Genomic DNA, 19,186 nt, shown 5'->3' with positions numbered 1-19,186 from the left:
TGCGCGCCGTGGCCGAAGCGGTGCGGCTGGAACAGGTTCTGGTCAACCTGATCCAGAACGCGCAAGAGGTGCTGGCGGGCCATCCCGACCCTGAAATCCGCATCAGCGTGCAGCGGAGAGGTGACCGGATCGAGCTTTCGGTCACGGACAACGGCCCCGGCCTGACGCCGCAGGCATGGGAAAACCTGTTCATCCCCTTTTCCACCAGCAAGGCCGACGGGCTGGGTCTGGGCCTTGTCATCGCGCAGGGCATCGCCCGCGATTTCGGCGGCGATCTGTTGGCCGATCCGCCCGAACCGGGTCGCGGCGCCACCTTTCGCGTCATATTGCAGGCCGCCGCATGACTGATCATTCTATCGTCCGGCTTGTCGATGACGATGCCGATCTGCTGGCCGCGCAGGAACAGGCCCTGCGCATCGCCGGTTTCACGCCCGAACCGTTTTCGCGCGCGCAGGACGCGCTGGCCGGGCTGACGGCGGATTTTCCGGGCGTGATCCTCAGCGATGTGCGGATGCCGGGGATGGACGGGCTGGAGCTGTTCCGCCGCATCCATGACATGGACGAAGATCTGCCTGTGATCCTGCTGACCGGCCATGGCGATGTCGATATGGCGGTCGCCGCGCTGAAGGCCGGGGCCTGCGATTTCCTGACCAAGCCGGTGGGGCTGGACGCGCTGACGGCGGCCTTGCGCCGCGCCTCGGCCACGCGGGCGCTGGTGATGGAAAACCGCAAGCTGCGGCAGGGTATCGCGGCCCGTGTGGGCGCCGGTTTCCGCCGATCGCGACAGCCCGGTGATGCGCCATCTGCGCGACGCGGTCGACCGGCTTGCGGAAAGCGCGGTCGATGCGCTGATCCAGGGGCCGGGCGGGTCGGGCAAGGAAACCGTCGCCCGCGCCATTCACCAGCAAAGCCGCCGCCGCGCGCGCAGCTTTGTCCAGATCGCCTGCGGCACGCTGGACCCCGACCGCTTTGAACTGGACCTGCTGGGCGCAGGGGCGGGCCAGCCCGGCGCGCCGCGCCATGCCCGGCTGATCGGTCAGGTCGAAAAATCCCATCGCGGGACGCTGTTTCTGGATGAAATCGACGCGCTGCCGCTGCCCCTGCAGGCGCGTCTGCTGTCGATCATCGAATCCGGTCAGGTGCTGTCGCAGGGCGCCGCCGCGCCGCGCGCGGTCGATCTGCGCATCCTGGCCGCTCAGCCGCAGCGACCTGTCCCGGCTGGTGGCGCAGGGCGATTTTCGCGCCGATCTGTTTCACCGCCCGTCTGGCGTGACGCTGCATGTGCCGGCGCTGGCGGCGCGGCGCGGCGATATTCCCCGGCTGTTTCGCCATTTCCTGATCGAGGCCAGCCGCCGCCACGACCTGCCCGTGCCCGCGCTGACCGCCCTGACGCTGGCGCGGCTGCAAAGCCACGACTGGCCCGGCAACCTGCGCGAATTGCGCCAGTTTGCCGAAGGCATCGCCTCGGGCGTGTCGGCATTCGCGATGGGAGGCCAGACCGGCGACCCCGGATTTACCGAAATGGTCGCCAGCTATGAGGCTGAAATCCTGCGCAGATCGCTGCGGCTGACGGGCGGAAACGCCAGCCGCGCGATGGCGGGGCTGCGCCTGCCGCGCAAGACCTTCTATGACAAGCTGGCCCGCCACGGCATCCGCCCCAGGGATTTTCGCCCGAATTGAAAGGCGGCGGCTGACGGGCGGCGCTACAGGATCAGGTCGCTGGCGGTCAGATCGCGCATATTGCCAAGCTCCAGCGCGAAATCCTGCACCCCGTCGCCATCGACATCGCCGCGCAGCAAGGTGTTGCCCGCACCATCCCCGGTCTGCCAGACCGAATGGGCGGCGGCGCGATTGCCCGACCAGCCAAAGGCCTGATTGCCCGCAGCGTTGATATTGGCGTCGATCTGGGACAGGTCGATGCGGTCGATCCCGTGCTGGAAATCCGCGATCACATCGCGCGCCGCGCCGATCCCGATATGGGCGGTGGCGCCAAAGACAAAGACATCGGCGCCAAGCCCCCCGACCAGCACATCGCTGCCCGCGCCGCCGATCAGCGCGTCATTGCCCGCGCCACCGTCCAGCGTGTCGGCACCGGCCCCGCCGTTCAGCGTGTCATGGCCGCCGTGGCCGAACAGCCGGTCCACACCCCCCATGCCTTCGATCAGGTTGTTGCCGCCATTGCCCTGCATCAGATTGCCGGCGGTATTGCCCTGCGCGGTGATATGCGCGCTGCCGGTCATCACCATGTTTTCGACATTCGCGGCCAGACGGAAGCTGACATCCGTGCGCACCGTGTCGATGCCGCCGCCCTCTTGTTCGGTGACGATATCGCCCGCGGTGACATGATAGACGTCATTTCCCAGGCCGCCGCTCATCGTGTCGACGCCCAGACCTCCGTTGATCGTATCGGCAAGGCGGGTTCCGGTGATGCTGTCATTGCCCAGACCGCCCTGGATCACGATGCCCTTGCCCTGCGCTTCGGCCGAGCTGCTGCTGCGGACCGAGGCGATGATCGTGTCATTGCCCGCGCCGCCATGGATCAGCCCCAATGCCGCGCTGCCCGCCGCCTCGGGTTCGAAACCGATGCTGATGTAATCGGCGCCCGCACCGCCCTGCGCCTCGATCCATGCCTCGGCCCATGAAACGGTGATCCGGTCATTGCCCGCTCCGCCGCGCATGGTGGAGTTTCCGGTGGCCTCGCGGCCATTATGCGTCTCGCGGAAATAATCGTCGCCCGCATGACCGATCATCAGATCGTCACCGCCGCCGCCGATCAGCGTATCCTGATTGATCGTGCCGGTCAGGGTGTCGTTGCCAGAAGTGCCGGTGAATGTGGGCATCGGAAAGGTCCTTGTTCCTGAAAAATCCTGCGGGCGCTGTGGGAAATCCGTGTTCCTGCGCGCAAAGGCTGCAACAGTTTGGCCGCGATGGCAAACCGGCCGCAGGGGCATCCGTTGCGTCATCCGACATCGGTCGCATGGAACGCAGCGGGACGCTGCCGGCGCCCCGCTGCGTTCCGGTCCCTAAACCAGCGGCGCCATGCGGCTGCCGCGCGACATGCGGCGCTGCAGCCAGTCCAGCGCCAGCATGACCAGCAGGCTTGCGCCCACCAGCGGAAAGACGATGCCACCGATCGCCAGAATGGCGATCAGCCCGCGAAACACCCGCGCATCCGCAGGCAGCGGCGGCACGCCCAACGCCCCATGGGGCCGTCTTTTCCACCACATCACCGCCGCCGATACCGCCAGCAGGACAATCGCCGCGCAGGCCACCGTCAGCACCAGCCGGTTCGCCATGCCATAGGTCTGGCCCATATGGGTGTTGATCCCCCATTCCAGCGCGCGCCCCATCGGGCCGTAATCGCCATAGCTCATGTCCAGCAGCGGCTGCACCGTATATTGATCCAGATGGACGACACGTTGCCGGGCCAGATCATCCGGATAGACCGAAGCGGAATAGACCCCGCTGGCCGAGGTCGGCAGCGCCACGCTGTAACCCGGATGCAGGCCAAGCGTCTCGATCCGCGCCACGGCCTGATCCAGCGTCGCGGGGGCTGCGGCATCGGGGATGCGCGGGGTTTCGGGGATGCGCGCCTGTTCCAGCGTCCACGAGGTTTTCGCGATGCCGTCCAGCCGCTGCTGCGGCATCGGCACATTCACCCGCACCCCGTCGGGATAGCCGAAGTTGTTGCCATTGGCCCATTCATTGACCTTGGCGCCCCAGACACCGGACCAGGGCATGCCGGTCACCGCCAGAAAGACGATGAAGCCGCCGACGAAAATCCCGGTCACCGCATGGGTATCGCGCCAGAACACCCGCCGCGCGGCCGTCCCGCGAATGGACACGACGCCGCCACGCTGCCCGCGCGGCCACCACAGATAGATCCCGGTCAGCACCAGCAGCACCGACCAGCCAGCGGCTATTTCGATCAGATACCGCGCATAGGGCCCGAAATACTTGAAGCTGTGCAGCTTGCGCACCGTCCACATCAGCGTCGTGCGATCGGGCATCGCGCCCAGAACCAGCCCGTTGAAGGGGTTGACATATACCGCCATCCGCCCGGCCTCGGTCGCGACCGTGATCTCGGCCGAGGCATCCGCAAACGGCGGATCGGTATATTTCACCGCGATCCCCGGCACCGCATCCAGCGCCGAGGCGACCAGCGCGGTCGGCCGCAGGGGCGCGCTGTCCTGCGCCGGGACGGTCAGCAGATCGGCATGCCACCAGCGGTCGATATCGGCGCGATACAGATACAGCGACCCGGAAATCGCCAGCGTGATCATGAAGGGCAGGACCAGCAGCCCCGCATAGAAATGCCAGCGCCAGACCGCGCGATACAGATCGCCTGCACCAGAGGCGCGGGTTTGGCCGGGGTGGGTTTGGTCGGCGCGGGTTTGATCGGGGCGGTTTACCGGGCGGGCCGGGCCGCCATTCGTGTTCATCGTCATATCCAGTTCTTTCCTGCGCATCCGCCTGTGCGGATGGGGCCGCGTCGCGGCGGCCCGGCAATGTGAAAGCCAAGGGCCGGCCTAGTGGCCCGAGTGACCACCGGCGTCGATCTGACCGCCGGAACGGGCGTTCATCGGGCCAACGGGAACCTGCAACGCGACCTCCCCGGCCTGTTCAAAGGACAGGGTCAGGGGGATGGTCTGGCCTTCGGCAAAGGGCCGGGTCACGCCGATGAACATCAGGTGATAGCCGCCCGGCTTCAGCTCGACCGTCTGACCGGCGGGGATGGGCAGGCCCTCGGGCAGTTCGCGCATCTTCATGACGCTGCCGTTCATGGTCATTTCATGGATCTGCACCTCTGCCGCAAGATCCGAGCGGGCGGCGACCAGCCGGTCGTCCTGCGCCCCGCCATTGGCGACGGTCAGAAAGCCGCCCGCCACCGGGGCATTGGGCGGCATGGCGCGGGTAAAGGCATGGGACAGGGTCAGATCGCCCAAAGTCACCCCGGCGCTTTCCAAGGCGGCATGGGGGGCGGCATGGCCGTCATGGCCCTGGGCAAGGGACGCCAGCGCAAGCGTGGGCGCCAGCAGGATCGCAGCCGCGATGCGGCGCTTCATAGCAATGATTTTCATGTGATTTTCCTGATGTCGGATATGGTTTTCGCGCCCATCGGGACGCGGATGACATCAGGCTTGCGGCGGGCCCCGCGCCGCAGGGGTCAGAACCTCGGCCCGCAGGATCTGCGCGGGCAGCGCGGCCACCAGATCGGCACGCCGCGCGCTGGCAAAGGGCAAGGGCAACGCATCGCCCAGATCGGCCAGCGCGGGCTGACCCAGAACCGCCCAATCGCAGGGCTGCTTGTCACTGGCCGGAACCGGCGCATCGCCCGGCGCGGCATATTCATCGGCGGGGATGACATGGCCGTCATCATCAATGACCATCGCCACCGGGTCATGATCGCCGCACAGCACCATCATGAAGCTTTGCGGCCCCTCGGCCCGGACGACCATCGTTCCCTGCGCCAGCAGCGACAGCATGACAAAGGGCAGCGCCAGCAGCAGCACCCCGATCCGGCGCAAGGCCAGCGGGGCAAGGGCGATCCTTCTGGTCCCTGGCTGCGACAAGGCGGGGGCTTTCGACATGATCCGGCAACGCATGGATAGCGTAAGCCCCCGCGCCTGCCAATGCTGCAAAACGCCAAAGCCGCGTCCCGGCAGGATATCGCGGGTATCGTCGGCCAGAGTGCCACGGGGCAGTTCAACGGGGCGGGCGCGAGATGTCCCTCTAGGCGCGGCGGCGGAAACGGCGGATAGTGGGGACGACAGGATCTTTTGTCGCCGCTTTTTCCTGCCGGGGGGCCATGCCGCATCTCAAGCTGTATCTTGACGACCGGCACCTGCCGCGCCAGCGCGACGGTCTGGCGGATCTGCTGCAGGACCTGCGCGCCATCCTGTGCCGCGCCCTTTCCGAACCACCGGGGGCCTGCCAGCTGAGCGTGCTGCCGGTTATCGGTCTGGCGGGGCAGGCGGAATGCTGTCTGGAACTGACCTATCCGCCAAAAGAGTCCCTGACGCCCGAAACATTGCGCGCGCTGGCCGGGCAGTTGCAGACGACCGTCATCGCCGCCACCGGCCTGCGCGCCACCATCTGGCTGAAGGCGCTGGATCCACAGGGCGATCTTGCGCTACGCTAGCGCCATGCAAGAGCTGATCGAGGCCCATTTCACGAAACCCGGCCGCTGGCACGCCGAAATTCTGGCCCTGCGCGCCATCGCCAAAAGCGCGGGCCTGGTCGAGGAATGGAAATGGCATCCGCCCGTCTATACCCATGACGGCCATAATGTCGCGATCATCTGGGGCTTTTCCGACCGCGCCGCCATCGGCTTTTTCAAGGGCGTGCTGCTAGACGACCCGCAAGGCATCCTGACGGTGCCGGGCGCCAATTCGCGCACGTCGCGCGTGGTGAATTTTACCGACACCGGCCGCATCGACGCGCTGGCGCCCACGCTGCGCGCCTATCTGGCCGAGGCGATGGACAAGGCCGCGATCCGCATCGACCTGCCCCACGATGATCTGGATTACCCGCAGGAACTGACCGACCGCATCGACGCCGACCCCGAATTTTCCGCCGCCTTTAACGGCCTGACGCCGGGACGGCGCCGGGGTTGGGTGCTGCATTTTTCGGGCGCGAAACAATCCGCGACGCGGCAATCGCGGATCGACAGGGCCGCGCCGAAAATCCTGCAGGGCAAGGGGATGCAGGACCGCTAGACCCTATTCGACGCCTTCGACAATCGACTGGAACCGATCCGCTGCGCGTTTCGGCAACCCCTCGGGGATCGTGGCAACCGCATCGTCGCCGACCTGCACGACCATCACCATGCCCATCGCGTAATGGGGCGAACATTTGATGCCATAGGTGCCGGGAATGTCGAATGCCACCCCGAATTCCTGATTGATCTTGCTGCGAAAGGGCGCGGCCCCTTCAGGCAGCATCTCGTCGATGGTCGCGGCATTATGGCCGGGCTGCGTCGGCAGGAAACGCACGGAATCGCCCGGCGCGATGCGCAGGAATTGCGGTTCGTAGATCATCGGGCCCTGATCGTTGCGGTTCAGCATCCTGACCTCGTGCACCTCGGCCCATGCAGGCAGGGCGAACAGGGCGGCTAGGGCAAGGGGGATCGGTTTCATCCGTCATTCTCCAGCATATGGAAACGGTAAAGCAGGCTGTCGTCGGCGGGATCGGTCAGGATCCGCGCGCCGACGCGGAAGGTTTCGGACAAAAGCGCGGTTGAAATCACATCCGCAGGACGCCCGCAGGCGACCATGCGGCCCCCTTGCATCACGCCGACGCGGTCGCAGCCCATGGCCTGATTCAGATCGTGCAGCGCCATCACCACCGTCATGTCCAGCCCCGCGACCAGACGCAGCAGCGCAAGCTGATGGTGGATGTCCAGATGGTTCGTCGGCTCGTCCAGAATCAGCAGACGCGGGCGCTGCGCGAGGGCGCGGGCGATCTGGACGCGCTGGCGTTCGCCCCCCGACAGCGAGGGCCAGCCCTGCCCGGCCAGATGCCGCATCTCGACCGCGTCCAGCGCATCATCGACGATCTGGCGATCCAGATCGGAAAAGGGCGAAAAGGCCGACAGCCACGGCGTGCGGCCCAGTTCGACCGCATCGCGCACGGTCAGGGTCTCGGTCGTATCGGCATGCTGCGACACCAGCGCGATCCGCCGCGCGATCTCGCGGCGCGGCATGCGGTGCAGGGGTGTGCCGTCCAGCCAGACCTGCCCCTGCGCGCGCGGCAGCAGCCCCGCGATCAGCCGCAGCAACGTCGATTTGCCGGAACCATTCGGCCCGATCAGGCCAAAGGTTTCCCCCGGCACCAGATCCAGATCGACGCCCTGAACGATTGCCCGCCCTGCCGCTTTCCAGCCCAGACCCTGCGCCACCAGCTTCATGCGCGCGCCCTGTTGCGGATCAGGATGATGGCAAAGCCCGGCGCGCCGACCAGCGCGGTCACGACGCCGATGGGCACGACCTGCCCCGCGATCAGCATCCGCGACACGATATCGGCGGCGATCAGAAACACCGCCCCGGCCAGCGCGGTGGCCGGGATCAGGCGGAAATGGCGCACGCCGACGACAAAGCGCATGGCATGGGGGATAACCAGCCCGACGAAACCGATGGCGCCGACCAGACTGACCATGACGGCGGCCATCAGCGTCACCGCCCCGATCAGGACCAGTTGCACCCGACGCACCGGCACCCCAAGAGACGCTGCGGATTCCGTGCCGAAGGAAAAGGCATCCAGCGCGCGGGCATGGATCAGACAGGCCGCAAAACCCAGGACCGCAATGGGCACGGCCAGCGTCACATCGGGCCAGCGCACCCCCGACAGGTTGCCCAACAGCCAGAACATGATGCCCCGCGCCTGTTCGGCATTGGCGGATTTCGCGATGAAAAGGACGTCAGCGCGTTGAAAAGCTGCGACCCGGCGATGCCCGCCAGCACCATCTGCGCCGCCCCGCCGCCCGCCGCGCGCGCCAGCAGCGCGACGATCAGAAAGGCCAGCGCCGCACCGGCAGAGGCACCGGCGGAAATGCTCGATCAGCTCGCCGCCGACGCCCAGAATCGTCACGGCAACGGCGCCGGTCGAGGCCCCCGCCGACACCCCCAGCAGATAGGGATCGGCCAGCGCATTGCGCACCAGCGATTGCAGCACCAGCCCCGACAGCGACAGCGCCGCACCGCAGGATGCCGCGACCAGCGTGCGGGGCAGGCGATAGTTCCAGATGATGCCCGCGTCGATCGGGTCCAGCAGGGTATCCGCGCCAAACAGCCTGACCGACAACACTTCAAGCACGGCGGACAGCGGCAGGGGCGCCTCTCCGATGACGATGCCGGCCATGACGGCCAGCATCAGCACGGCCAGCCCGCCCGCCGAAACGGCGGCAAGCGCGCGCAGGCTGGCCGTCGCCCCGCTCATTTCAGGTCGAATTCCGGCAGCGCCGCCGCCAGCGTTTCCAGTGCCGCGATATTGCGGATCGAGGGATCCATGGAATGGGCATCCAGAATCACGATACGGTCGCTTTTCACCGCCTCCATTTCACGCGCGACCGGGTCTGTTTTCAGAAATTCCAGTTTCTTTTCATAATTATCCGCCTCGAACCGGCGGCGGTCCATCCGGGCGATGACGATCACCGAAGGATTGGCGCGGGCAATGGTTTCCCAGCTCACCACCGGCCATTCCTCATCGCTTTCGATGATGTTCTTCAGCCCCAACGCATTCATCATATAGGCGGGCGGGCCCTTGCGACCGGCGACATAGGGGTCGATGTCCATTTCCGCAGACGAGAACCAGAACACCGCCGAAACATCCTGCAGATCCAGCGCCTGCGCCGATCTGATCGCCGCCGCCTCGCGCGATTTCAGGTCGGCGACCAGCGCCTTGCCACGGTCGGCCACGTCAAAGATCTGGCCTCAGTTCCAGGACGCCCTGATAGATCGAATCCATCGTGAACATCGCGGTCCGGGTGCCGTCGGAACCCACCGTATTGTCCTTGCCCACGCAATCGGCGGGCAGGATATAGGTCGGGATGCCGACATCGGAAAACTGTTCGCGGGTGGCGACGATGCCCTGCGGGCCGACATGCCATTCATACTGGATCGCGACCAGTTCCGGGCGCTTGGACACCACGCTTTCAAAGCTGGGATCATTGTCGGCCAGCCGCTCGATGGCGTCATTGGCGGGTTTGTATTCGGGCAGAACCTCGGTGAACCAGACAGAGGTGCCGGTGACCTTGTCGGCCAGATCCAGCGAATACAGCACCTCGGTCGCGGCCTGACCGACCGTCACGACCGAGCCGGGCGCCCTGTCGAAACGGACATCGACGCCGCAATTCGGACAGGGTCAGGGGATAGGTGGTTTGCGCCGATACGGGCAAGGCGACAAGGGTCGCGGTCGATGCCGCGATCAGGGATATGCGAAACATGCGTATCTCCGGTTCAAGACGCGACCGCGGACCGAAGATCGGGAAAGGGTCCGGTCACAATCGACCGAAGACAGGCAGATCAGCCGTGAAAGGCCATGCAAATGCTTCATCCGACACCTTCCCGGACGCCCCGCCCAGGTTGCAAAGTTTCATGTGCCGGCAGGTCTCCTGACTGACGGATCGCGGGTTCTTGCTGCCTTCCCATGACCTTGCCGGTCACAGTGGCCTGCTGCAAAAACCCAGCCGCCTACAGTTGCGGGGGCAGTTCCGGTTCACGGGCGGCTGCCCGTGACGGATCTCCTTTCAATTCCTTGCGGAAACCGACGGGGAACCCTTAGCCGCTGGTCGGGACGTCCGCAAGTGGCGCGAAAGTGGCGGTCAGCCCGGTCGCGTGACAATGATCGCGCCCCGGTCGGTCGCGACAACGGTATGTTCATACTGGACGACGGCGGCGGGCGGTTCGCTATACAGCGTCCAGCCGTCATTGCCCTCGGTCGCGAAATGGCCGCCCGTCGACAGGAAGGGCTCGACCGTCAGGACCAGCCCCTTGCCGATGCGGCGCCGGTCGCCGCGCGTCGGCCATGTCGCGATCTCGGTCGGTTCCTCGTGCAGGGCGCGGCCGGTGCCGTGGCTGGCAAGGTTGCGGATCAGCGTATAGCCGCGCGCATCGGCAAAACGCCCGATGGCATTGCCGATCCCGGCCAGGGGCCTGCCGCTGCCGACCTGCGCGATGCCAATCTGCATGGCGCGCCGACCGTCGCGGCACAGCCGGTCCATCACGGGCGAAGTTGGCGAAATCCGAAACGTCGCGCCGGTATCGGCGAAATAGCCATCGCGGGACGCCGAAACGTCGATATTCACCAGATCGCCCGGCTGGATCCGGCGATCCCCCGGAATGCCATGGGCGATCTGTTCATTCACGCTGATGCAGGTCGCGCCCGGAAAGCCGTAAACGGCCTGCGGCGCGGATTCGGCGCCCTGCGATTCCAGCATCTTGTGGCCGATCCCGTCCAATTCGCGCGTCGTCATGCCGGGTTCGATCGACCGGGCCATGGTCTGCATGGTATTCGCGACGATCCGGCCGATGACCTTCAGCCTGTCCAGTTCTTCCTGTCTGGTGATGGTCATGGCTGTGCCCTTCGTGTGCCTGTTCCGCCATCTGCCACGAAACAGACAGCCCCGCGACGGAAAAAGCCGGGGACGGATGCCCCCGGCCCTGTCTCAGGCGACCAGCCGATAGCCGCCGCTTTCGGTGACCAGCAGCCGCGCGTTCGAGGGATCGGGTTCGATCTTCTGGCGCAGGCGGTAGATATGGGTTTCCAGCGTATGCGTGGTGACACCGGCGTTATAGCCCCAGACCTCGTGCAGCAGAACCTCGCGCTGGACCACGCCATCCGCTGCGCGATACAGGAATTTCAGGATGTTGGTTTCCTTTTCCGTCAGCCGGATCTTGCGGTCCTTGGCGTCGATCAGCATCTTCATCGCGGGCTTGAACGTATAGGGCCCAAGCTGAAAGATCGCGTCCTCGGACTGTTCATGCGTGCGCAACTGGGCGCGCAGACGGGCCAGCAGGACCGGGAACTTGAAGGGCTTGGTGATGTAATCATTCGCCCCCGAATCCAGACCCAGAATGGTGTCGGCATCGGTGTCATGGCCGGTCAGCATGATGATCGGGCATTTCACGCCCTGCTTGCGCAACCGCTTGCACAGCTCGCGCCCGTCGGTGTCGGGCAGGCCGACATCCAGGATCACCAGATCATAGATCGCCCCCTTGGCGCGTTCGACCGCCTCGGCGCCATTGCCTGCCTCAAAGACGTCGAAATCTTCGGTTGCGACCAGTTGCTCGGCCAAAGCCTCGCGCAGGTCGTCATCGTCATCAACGAGCAGGATCTTTTTCAGTCCGGCCATGCTTGCCTCCTATGGCTTGTTGACGGAAACCTGAGAAACCGGGGCGCCCGCGTCCAGCGGCTTCGTCGGATTTTCACATGGAGTTGTCCGATAACGCCGCTATGTTTCAGATTGTTTCAACTTTCACCCCGGACCGAACCGTCGTAAGCCAGCCCGATGACCCTGATCCCGACCCTGACAGAGACCCTTTCGCGCGCCCGCACCGACATGCGGATGGGCCTGCCGGTGCTGATCGGCGGCTGGCTGGCGGCGGCTGTCGAAACCGCTTCGCCAGCCCGCGCGCAGGCCATGCGCGATATGGGTGGCGCGGTCCTGGCCGTGACCGACTGGCGCGCGCAGACGCTGAAGGCGCGGGTCTACGACGGCGATCTGGCGCGGATCATCGTGCCGGGCGATGCCGATGCGGGCTGGATGCGGGCGATTGCCGACCCTTCGGGCGATCTGATGACCCCGATGAAGGGGCCGCTGCAACCCGCGCGGGGGCGATGCCCTGCCCCATCGCGCGGCCATCGCGCTTGCGAAATCGGCGCAGCTTCTGCCTGCCGTGCTGATGGTGCCGGTGGATGATGCGCCCCCGGAACTGACCCGCCTTGCGCCCGGCCCCGCGCTGGCGCAACTGGCGACCGAGGCCGCGATGATCCCCGTCGCCGCCGCCCGCCTGCCCCTGCAGGCCGCCGAACGGTCGCGGCTGCATATCTTTCGCCCCGACAATGGCGATGCCGAACATTACGCCGTCGAAATCGGCGATCCGCCGCGCGACCGGCCGGTGCTGGCGCGGCTGCATTCGGCCTGTTTCACGGGCGATGTGCTGGGCAGCCTGAAATGCGACTGCGGCCCGCAGCTGCATGCCGCGCTGGCGGCGATGGGTGAACAGGGCTCGGGCGTGCTGCTATATCTGAACCAGGAAGGGCGCGGCATCGGGCTGGCCAACAAGATGCGCGCCTATGCCCTGCAAAATCAGGGCTTTGACACGGTCGAGGCCAACCACCGGCTGGGCTTCAACGATGATGAGCGTGATTTCCGCATCGGCGCCGATATCCTGCGCCGCATGGGTTTCGGCGCGGTGCGGCTGATGACCAACAACCCGCGCAAGGTCGCCATGCTGGAAGGCCACGGCATCGCAGTGGCCGAGCGCGTGCCGCTGATCACGCCCACCAACCGCTTCAACCAGGGCTATCTGGCCGTCAAGGCCGCGAAATCGGGGCATCTGCTGTGACCATCATGCAACGACCGGGCGACCTGCGGCTGGTGCCCATGGGGCTGTTCGCCTTTGGCCAGACCCTGCCCTGCACCATCGGGCGCGGCGGCGTGTCGGCGGGCAAGCGCGAAGGCGACGGCGCGACCCCTGCGGGCCTGCATCGCATCATCGGTCTGCTGTATCGCCCCGACCGCCTGCCCTGCCCTGCCCCTTGGGCGCGCGCGATCTTGCCGGGCGATCTGTGGTGCGATGCGCCTGACGATCCGGCCTATAACAACCACGTCCGCGCGCCCTATGTGGCCAGCCATGAAACCCTGCGCCGCGCCGATCCGCTGTATGATCTGGTGCTGCTGACCGACTGGAACTGGCCCGATGCGCGGGCCGGGCGCGGCTCGGCGATCTTTCTGCATCAGTGGCGGCGGCCCGGCTATCCGACGGCGGGCTGTATCGCGATGGCGCGCACCGATCTGCATTGGCTGGCCGAACGCGCCGCGCCGGGCACGCGGCTGATCGTGCCGCAGGGTATCACCCGCCATGCCGCGCGCCGCGCGGCGGTTGCGCATCAGGTATAGTCGCGCGCCCCGAAAATCGCGCTGCCGACCCGGACATGGGTCGCGCCATGGGCGATTGCGGTTTCGAAATCCGAACTCATCCCCATCGACAGGCCAGCCAGCCCGTTCCGTTCCGCAATCCGCGCCAGATCCGCAAAATGCGGGCGGGGTCGGCATCGTCCGGCGGGATGCACATCAGGCCGGTCAGGGGCAGGTCCAGCGCGCGGCATGCGGCGATGAAGGCATCGGCGTCACCGGGCAGGACACCGGATTTTTGCGGCTCGGCCCCTGTATTCACCTGAACGAAAAGCTGCGGGCAGGTGCCGCGCGCCTGAACCTGCCGGGCCAGCTTTTCCGCCAAGGATGCGCGGTCCAGCGTGTGGATGGCGTCGAACAGATCCAGCGCCAGTTTCAGCTTATTGGTTTGCAACGGGCCGATCATATGGACCTGCGCATCCGGCCATTCGGCACGCCAGCCGGGCCATTTCCCCGCCGCTTCCTGCACATAGTTTTCGCCAAAAATCCGCTGCCCCTGCCCCAGCACGGCCTGAACCCGGTCGGCCGGTTGAACCTTGCTGACCGCGATCAGCGTCACGCTGCCCGGCGCGCGGCCTGCTGCGGTTTCGGCATCCGCAATGCGGCGTTTGATATCCAGAAGTCCCATGCACCCAGATTCCCAAAAGAAAAGAGCGGGCGCAAGGCCCGCTCTTTCAATTCGTGATCCGGTTGGGATCAGAATTTGAACTTCACACCCAGGTCAGCAACGGTGTCGCCACGGCCGCCGTCCAGGTAGTCGCTGTCGATGATCGCACCGGCCAGGGTCGCACCGCCACCCAGTTCGTAGTCAGCACCGATGCCGAAGCTGTCGTAGTCTTCGTCCGAGACGCCAGCCACGGTCGCATCCCACGAGTCACGGCGCCAGAAACCTTTGACGGTGATCGCGTCCATGTTGTAGGCCGCCGACAGACCGATGGTCGAGTCGAACTCATACACGCCGTCGTAGAGGTCGCTGTATTTGGCGTAGACACCTTTGACCGAGAACTGGTCGAACGTGGCTTCAGCACCCAGAGCGATCTCGTCTGCGTCGTCATGCTTCGAGTAGGCCAGCGATGCCCACCAGTTGCCGGCGTCGTATTTGGCTGCCAGCGAGTAAGCGACGTCGTCCGAACCGTCGGTCGCGTCAGCATCACCCCAATCGCCCGAACCGGTGGTCGAATACCAAGCGGTGTTCGAACCGTCGGTGGCCGACGCGTAGAACGAGATGCTGTCGATCGAGTATTCGTACAGAACGGTCGGGCCCTGGTCTTTGTTGTTGCCGTCGCCGACCAGATACCAGATTTCTTCGATGTCGTTGGCGAATTCGCCATCGGTGTAGCCGATTTCGTACAGGTCGCCGATCGCAGCTTCGGCAGCGCCGACAACGTCACCCATCGACAGTTTGCCGTAGGCGCCCGAGATCCAGACTTCACCAGCCGAACCTTTGGCTGCCGAACGACCGCCCGGGTTGGACGAGTAGTTTTCCTGGTCGACGCGGAATTTACCGCCGAACGACAGGCCGGCATCCGACTCACCGGTCAGGGTGAACAGAACGCGAGCGCGGCTCGAGAACTGGATGTCGTCGCCGTCATAGATCATACCCATACGGCCGTCGCCCGAAACGGCGACTTCTGCAGCGGCGAAGCCAGCCGACATCACCAGGGCGCTGGTAGCGAAAAGAACCTTTTTCATGGTTTTCCCTCTTGTCTCTCTCATGTGCCCCATCCGGCGCGACCCGGGCTTGGGGTATGGATCGTATGTCGCCCTTCCCCTTTCTGTTTGCAACGGAATCAGCCCGTTGAAAAATGTTTCGACTTTTTTGTGATGCACATGGGCCACACCCGGTCGCAGCGCCGCCCCCCGCCCGCGGCGCCGGCTGGCAAAGCGGCGGAAATGCGCGGTCTTTGGGCTGTTGCGCGCACCCGCGCGGGCGATGCGCGGGTGATCCCTTGTGACAATGGTGGGAATTGCGCTATGGCAATTTCAGGAACTTTCCGGGGGAAGAACGACATGCAACATCGCGCCGCGCTGGGCCTTGCCCTGATCGCGATCGCCGGGCTTTCGGCCTGTGGCGGCGGTGGCTCGGGGTCGGGCGGCATCGGCTCGGCCAGTTCGCGTCCGGGTGGCGGACAGCCCGCCCAGCAACAGGCGGCCGTGCAGGAACGGGAATCGACCATCTGGGACGTGTTTTCCAACCGGCAGAACCCGAACGATACGGTCGCGGTGAACCGCTATCTGTGGAACGCCAGCCTTGAAGTGCTGAACTTTCTGCCCGTGCAGACGGTCGATCTCTTTACTGGGCTGATCGTGACCGGCTGACGGCACGCCGCCGGGTGGCGGGCGGTCCCTATCGCGCGACGATCAAGGTCAGCGACCCGGCGCTGGACGCCCGTTCGCTGAAGGTTTCGCTGCAAGGCGCGGGCGGCAGCGCGGTTGCGCCCGACACCGTCCGCGCGGTCGAAGACGCGATCCTGACCCGCGCGCGCCAGTTGCGCGTGCGTGACGGCCAGATGTAAGGCGCGGGCGATGCGCGGGTCTCTGGACCTGCGCAGGCGCCGCGTATAAACCCACCGGGCAAATCTGACGCCCGGAGGCTTTCCATGTCCTATGATCCCGCACAAAGCGAAACGCGCTGGCAGGCTGCGTGGGACGCGGCCGATTCCTTCCGCGCGCTGCGTGACGAACGGCCCAAGTATTACGTGCTGGAAATGTTCCCCTATCCTTCGGGGCGCATCCATATGGGCCATGTCCGCAACTATACGATGGGCGATGTGGTCGCGCGCTACAAACGCGCGCAGGGGTTTTCCGTGCTGCATCCGATGGGCTGGGACGCCTTTGGCATGCCCGCCGAAAACGCCGCGATGGAACAGGGCGGCCACCCGCGCGACTGGACCTATGCCAATATCGCGACGATGCGCGACCAGCTGAAACCGCTTGGCCTGTCCATCGACTGGAGCCGCGAATTCGCCACCTGCGATGACGATTACGTTCATCAGCAACAGTCGATGTTTCTGGATTTTCTGGAATCGGGGCTGATCTATCGCAAATCCGCGATGGTGAACTGGGATCCGGTCGACATGACCGTGCTGGCCAATGAGCAGGTCATCGACGGCAAGGGCTGGCGTTCCAACGCGCCGGTGGAACGTCGCGAGCTGACGCAGTGGTTTTTCCGCATCAGCGATTATTCCGGGGAATTGCTGGATGCGCTGGACGGGCTGGACGGCTGGCCGGAAAAGGTCCGGCTGATGCAGGCGAACTGGATCGGGCGGTCGCGCGGGTTGCAATTCGCCTTTGAAACGGTGAACGCCCCCGCCGGTTTCGACCGGATCGAGGTCTATACCACCCGCCCCGACACGCTGATGGGCGCGTCTTTTGCCGCGCTGTCGCCCGATCACCCGCTGATCAAGGCGCTGGCGGCTGAGCGCCCGGATATCGCCGACTTCTGCGCGGAATGCCGCCGCATCGGCACCACCGAAGAAGCGATCGAGACCGCCGAAAAGCTGGGTTTCGACACCGGGCTGACCGTGCGCCATCCGCTTGATCCGACATGGGAATTGCCGATCTGGATCGCGAATTTCGTGCTGATGGATTACGGCACCGGCGCGATTTTCGGCAGCCCGGCCCATGACGAACGCGACCATGAATTCGCCACGAAATACGGCCTGCCGATCCGCGCGACATTCGGCCCGCAGGGCGCGACGCTGGAACAGGCCGATGCGCTGGTCGCGGATGGGCCTTTCGTGCCGCTGAAATCCGAACCCGTCACCTATGTCCGCGGCTTCGCGGGCGCGGCCGACCAGACCGGAGAGGTCGCCGTTGCCGCCGCCATTCAGCACGCCGAGGCGGCAGGCTATGGCGAAGGCGTCACCAAGTTCCGCCTGCGGGACTGGGGCATCTCGCGTCAGCGCTATTGGGGCTGCCCGATCCCCGTGGTACATTGCGAAACCTGCGGCACGGTGCCGGAGGCCAAGGAAAACCTGCCCGTCCTGCTGCCCGCCGATGTCAGTTTCGACATTCCCGGCAACCCGCTGGACCGCCACCCGACATGGCGCGACACGGTCTGTCCGAAATGCGGCGGCGCGGCCCGGCGCGAAACCGACACGATGGACACATTCGTCGATCTGTCCTGGTATTATGCGCGTTTCACCGCGCCCCATGCCGCAACGCCGACCGTGGCCGAGGATGCCGATTACTGGATGAACGTCGACCAGTATATCGGCGGCATCGAACATGCGATCCTGCACCTGCTCTATTCACGCTTTTTCGCCCGCGCGATGGTCAAGACCGGCCATCTGCCTGAAAAGTCAACGGAACCTTTCGCCGCGCTGTTCACGCAGGGCATGGTCACGCATGAGATCTACCTGACCCGCGACGACCGGGGGCGCGCCGTCTATCACCTGCCCGAAGATGTGACCGACGGCAAACTGGCCGATGGCCGGGTGGTCGAAATCATCCCCTCGGCCAAGATGTCGAAGTCGAAAAAGAACGTCGTCGATCCGGTCAATATCGTCGAGAATTTCGGCGCCGATACCGCGCGCTGGTTCATGCTGTCCGACAGCCCGCCCGAGCGTGACATCGAATGGACGGCATCCGGGGCCGAAGCCGCGCATCGTTTCCTTGCCCGCCTGTATCGTCAGGCCGAGACCGTCGCCGAAGGCGCCGAAGACCCCGATCTGACCCGCGCCGTCCACCGCGCGATTGACGAGGTCACCCGTGCCATCGAAGGTTTCGCCTTCAACAAGGCCGTGGCGAAAATCTATGAAATCGCCAACACGCTTGGCAAATCGCCCGCTGGCGGCGAATCGCGCAAATGGGCGCTGCGCACCATCGCCCAACTGATGGCGCCGATGGTCCCGCATCTGGCCGAAGATATCTGGCAGTTGGCAGGCGGGCAGGGGCTGGTCGTCGATGCGCGCTGGCCGGTGGCCGATCCCGCGATGCTGGTCGATGACAGCGTCACCCTGCCGATCCAGATCAATGGCAAGCGCCGCGCCGAAATCTCGGTCCCCAAGCGATATGCCCAAGGACCCAGATCGAGGCTCTTGTCCTCGCCGACGAAACCGTGCAGCGTTTCCTGGATGGCGCGGCCATCAAGAAGCTGATCGTGGTGCCGGGGCGGATCGTCAATGTGGTCATCTAGACGCAACTTCCTGTTGGGCGGGCTGGCGCTGGCCGGTCTGGCCGCCTGCGGCTTTACCCCGGTCTATGGGCCGGGCGGGCCGGGGCAGCGGCTGTTCGGCAAGATCGCGACCGCCGATCCGAAAACCATCGACGATTTCGCCTTTGTCCGGCGCATCACCGAACGGCTTGGCCCGCCGGATGCGCCGGAATTCGATCTCAGCTATAACCTGCGCATCGCCGTCGTGCCGCAGGCGATCACGCCCGACGAGATCACCACGCGCTATGCGCTGAACGGCTCGGCCGATTTCACGCTGACCGAAACCGCCACGGGCCGGATCCTGACGCGCGGGCAGGTCAACAACTTCAGTTCCCTATTCGACGACCGGGACGACCATCGCCACCATGTCGGCGGAACAGGATGCCCATGAC

16 protein-coding genes, 7 pseudogenes and 1 riboswitch are annotated in these 19,186 nt (G+C 65.5%); of the genes and pseudogenes, 11 read left to right on the top strand and 12 right to left on the bottom strand.

Annotation, left to right across the window (positions count from 1 at the left end):
* Nucleotides 1–8 precede the first annotated feature (8 nt).
* The 4 genes and pseudogenes from PE067_RS03115 (at nt 9) to PE067_RS03100 (ending at nt 1,680) form a co-directional block, all read left to right on the top strand.
* Nucleotides 9–344: an ATP-binding protein gene (locus tag PE067_RS03115; protein WP_276187786.1), complete on the top strand. Its 336-nt coding sequence runs from the start codon at nt 9–11 to the stop codon at nt 342–344.
* Nucleotides 341–628 (top strand): annotated as a pseudogene (locus PE067_RS03110) (response regulator); the annotation flags it as partial. The gene PE067_RS03115 and the pseudogene PE067_RS03110, both read left to right, overlap by 4 nt.
* Nucleotides 629–794: 166 nt before the next feature.
* Nucleotides 795–1,151, top strand: a pseudogene (locus PE067_RS03105) (sigma 54-interacting transcriptional regulator); the annotation flags it as partial.
* Nucleotides 1,152–1,221: 70 nt separating this feature from the next.
* Nucleotides 1,222–1,680 (top strand): hypothetical protein, encoded by a 459-nt coding sequence (locus tag PE067_RS03100; protein ID WP_276187827.1) that lies wholly within the window; start codon nt 1,222–1,224, stop codon nt 1,678–1,680.
* Nucleotides 1,681–1,703: 23 nt separating this feature from the next.
* Here the strand turns inward: PE067_RS03100 and PE067_RS03095 are convergent, their stop codons facing one another.
* The 4 genes from PE067_RS03095 to PE067_RS03080 all read right to left on the bottom strand — a co-directional run bounded on the left by PE067_RS03095 (nt 1,704) and on the right by PE067_RS03080 (nt 5,573).
* A complete protein-coding gene (locus PE067_RS03095) occupies nt 1,704–2,840 on the bottom strand; it encodes a calcium-binding protein (protein WP_276187785.1) in 1,137 nt (378 codons plus the stop codon).
* Nucleotides 2,841–3,023: 183 nt separating this feature from the next.
* The gene (locus PE067_RS03090; RefSeq protein ID WP_276187784.1) at nt 3,024–4,448 is read right to left on the bottom strand and encodes a PepSY domain-containing protein; all 1,425 of its coding nucleotides are present in this window, start codon (nt 4,446–4,448) and stop codon (nt 3,024–3,026) included.
* Between the two features lie 81 nt (nt 4,449–4,529).
* The gene (locus PE067_RS03085; protein ID WP_276187783.1) at nt 4,530–5,081 is read right to left on the bottom strand and encodes a copper chaperone PCu(A)C; all 552 of its coding nucleotides are present in this window, start codon (nt 5,079–5,081) and stop codon (nt 4,530–4,532) included.
* A gap of 54 nt (nt 5,082–5,135) precedes the next feature.
* The gene (locus PE067_RS03080) at nt 5,136–5,573 is read right to left on the bottom strand and encodes a hypothetical protein (protein ID WP_276187782.1); all 438 of its coding nucleotides are present in this window, start codon (nt 5,571–5,573) and stop codon (nt 5,136–5,138) included.
* Nucleotides 5,574–5,809: 236 nt separating this feature from the next.
* On the opposite strand from PE067_RS03080, the gene PE067_RS03075 reads away from it, so the two are divergent.
* Both PE067_RS03075 and PE067_RS03070 read left to right on the top strand, forming a co-directional pair.
* Nucleotides 5,810–6,142 carry a hypothetical protein gene (locus PE067_RS03075; RefSeq protein ID WP_276187781.1) on the top strand — a complete coding sequence of 111 codons (333 nt, stop codon included), beginning with the start codon at nt 5,810–5,812 and terminating at the stop codon, nt 6,140–6,142.
* Entirely contained in the window at nt 6,129–6,719 is a 591-nt protein-coding gene (locus PE067_RS03070; RefSeq protein WP_276187780.1) for a YdeI/OmpD-associated family protein, read from the top strand. Before PE067_RS03075 ends, PE067_RS03070 begins: the two co-directional genes overlap by 14 nt.
* A 3-nt stretch (nt 6,720–6,722) precedes the next feature.
* On the opposite strand, the gene PE067_RS03065 is transcribed toward PE067_RS03070, so the two are convergent.
* The 6 genes and pseudogenes from PE067_RS03065 to PE067_RS03040 all read right to left on the bottom strand — a co-directional run bounded on the left by PE067_RS03065 (nt 6,723) and on the right by PE067_RS03040 (nt 11,851).
* A complete protein-coding gene (locus PE067_RS03065) occupies nt 6,723–7,139 on the bottom strand; it encodes a pseudoazurin (RefSeq protein WP_276187779.1) in 417 nt (138 codons plus the stop codon).
* On the bottom strand, nt 7,136–7,909 hold the full coding sequence (locus PE067_RS03060; RefSeq protein WP_276187778.1) for an ABC transporter ATP-binding protein: 774 nt from the start codon (nt 7,907–7,909) through the stop codon (nt 7,136–7,138). The genes PE067_RS03065 and PE067_RS03060 overlap by 4 nt, the downstream gene beginning before the upstream one ends.
* Nucleotides 7,906–8,937 (bottom strand): iron ABC transporter permease, encoded by a 1,032-nt coding sequence (locus tag PE067_RS03055; protein ID WP_276187777.1) that lies wholly within the window; start codon nt 8,935–8,937, stop codon nt 7,906–7,908. The genes PE067_RS03060 and PE067_RS03055 overlap by 4 nt, the downstream gene beginning before the upstream one ends.
* Nucleotides 8,934–9,943: pseudogene (locus PE067_RS03050) on the bottom strand (ABC transporter substrate-binding protein). The gene PE067_RS03055 and the pseudogene PE067_RS03050 overlap by 4 nt, the downstream one beginning before the upstream one ends.
* Before the next feature lie 140 nt (nt 9,944–10,083).
* Nucleotides 10,084–10,283, bottom strand: a riboswitch (cobalamin riboswitch).
* Nucleotides 10,284–10,321: 38 nt separating this feature from the next.
* Complete coding sequence (gene map, locus PE067_RS03045) at nt 10,322–11,071, bottom strand: type I methionyl aminopeptidase (protein WP_276187776.1); 750 nt, start codon at nt 11,069–11,071, stop codon at nt 10,322–10,324.
* Nucleotides 11,072–11,164: 93 nt separating this feature from the next.
* Nucleotides 11,165–11,851 carry a response regulator transcription factor gene (locus PE067_RS03040; RefSeq protein ID WP_276187775.1) on the bottom strand — a complete coding sequence of 229 codons (687 nt, stop codon included), beginning with the start codon at nt 11,849–11,851 and terminating at the stop codon, nt 11,165–11,167.
* 156 nt (nt 11,852–12,007) lie between these two features.
* Here PE067_RS03040 and ribA point away from each other — a divergent pair.
* Nucleotides 12,008–13,067 (top strand): annotated as a pseudogene (ribA, locus tag PE067_RS03035) (GTP cyclohydrolase II).
* Between the two features lie 5 nt (nt 13,068–13,072).
* Nucleotides 13,073–13,621 (top strand): L,D-transpeptidase family protein, encoded by a 549-nt coding sequence (locus tag PE067_RS03030; RefSeq protein WP_276187774.1) that lies wholly within the window; start codon nt 13,073–13,075, stop codon nt 13,619–13,621.
* Here the strand turns inward: PE067_RS03030 and PE067_RS03025 are convergent.
* Nucleotides 13,612–14,264 (bottom strand): annotated as a pseudogene (locus tag PE067_RS03025) (YggS family pyridoxal phosphate-dependent enzyme). The gene PE067_RS03030 and the pseudogene PE067_RS03025 overlap by 10 nt on opposite strands.
* A 68-nt stretch (nt 14,265–14,332) precedes the next feature.
* Nucleotides 14,333–15,328 (bottom strand): porin, encoded by a 996-nt coding sequence (locus tag PE067_RS03020; RefSeq protein WP_276187773.1) that lies wholly within the window; start codon nt 15,326–15,328, stop codon nt 14,333–14,335.
* A 318-nt stretch (nt 15,329–15,646) separates the two neighbouring features.
* On the opposite strand from PE067_RS03020, the pseudogene PE067_RS03015 reads away from it, so the two are divergent.
* The 3 genes and pseudogenes from PE067_RS03015 to PE067_RS03005 all read left to right on the top strand — a co-directional run bounded on the left by PE067_RS03015 (nt 15,647) and on the right by PE067_RS03005 (nt 19,185).
* A pseudogene (locus PE067_RS03015) lies at nt 15,647–16,152 on the top strand (DUF3576 domain-containing protein).
* Nucleotides 16,153–16,236: 84 nt separating this feature from the next.
* A pseudogene (gene leuS / locus PE067_RS03010) lies at nt 16,237–18,776 on the top strand (leucine--tRNA ligase).
* Nucleotides 18,763–19,185: a hypothetical protein gene (locus PE067_RS03005; protein WP_276187772.1), complete on the top strand. Its 423-nt coding sequence runs from the start codon at nt 18,763–18,765 to the stop codon at nt 19,183–19,185. Before leuS ends, PE067_RS03005 begins: the two are co-directional and overlap by 14 nt.
* Nucleotide 19,186 lies beyond the last annotated feature (1 nt).

The organism is Paracoccus sp. DMF-8 (genome assembly GCF_029309835.1).
In the GTDB taxonomy this organism is placed as follows: domain Bacteria; phylum Pseudomonadota; class Alphaproteobacteria; order Rhodobacterales; family Rhodobacteraceae; genus Paracoccus.
This window is presented reverse-complemented; position numbering and strand designations above follow the sequence as displayed.

Coding starts and splice junctions, on each gene's coding strand:
- PE067_RS03095 (WP_276187785.1), bottom strand. CDS start 2,840: ATGCCCACATTCACCGGCACTTCTGGCAACGACACCCTGACCGGCACG.
- PE067_RS03090 (WP_276187784.1), bottom strand. CDS start 4,448: ATGACGATGAACACGAATGGCGGCCCGGCCCGCCCGGTAAACCGCCCC.
- PE067_RS03085 (WP_276187783.1), bottom strand. CDS start 5,081: ATGAAAATCATTGCTATGAAGCGCCGCATCGCGGCTGCGATCCTGCTG.
- PE067_RS03075 (WP_276187781.1), top strand. CDS start 5,810: ATGCCGCATCTCAAGCTGTATCTTGACGACCGGCACCTGCCGCGCCAG.
- PE067_RS03065 (WP_276187779.1), bottom strand. CDS start 7,139: ATGAAACCGATCCCCCTTGCCCTAGCCGCCCTGTTCGCCCTGCCTGCA.
- PE067_RS03060 (WP_276187778.1), bottom strand. CDS start 7,909: ATGAAGCTGGTGGCGCAGGGTCTGGGCTGGAAAGCGGCAGGGCGGGCA.
- PE067_RS03055 (WP_276187777.1), bottom strand. CDS start 8,937: ATGAGCGGGGCGACGGCCAGCCTGCGCGCGCTTGCCGCCGTTTCGGCG.
- map (WP_276187776.1), bottom strand. CDS start 11,071: ATGACCATCACCAGACAGGAAGAACTGGACAGGCTGAAGGTCATCGGC.
- PE067_RS03040 (WP_276187775.1), bottom strand. CDS start 11,851: ATGGCCGGACTGAAAAAGATCCTGCTCGTTGATGACGATGACGACCTG.
- PE067_RS03030 (WP_276187774.1), top strand. CDS start 13,073: ATGCAACGACCGGGCGACCTGCGGCTGGTGCCCATGGGGCTGTTCGCC.
- PE067_RS03020 (WP_276187773.1), bottom strand. CDS start 15,328: ATGAAAAAGGTTCTTTTCGCTACCAGCGCCCTGGTGATGTCGGCTGGC.
- PE067_RS03005 (WP_276187772.1), top strand. CDS start 18,763: ATGTGGTCATCTAGACGCAACTTCCTGTTGGGCGGGCTGGCGCTGGCC.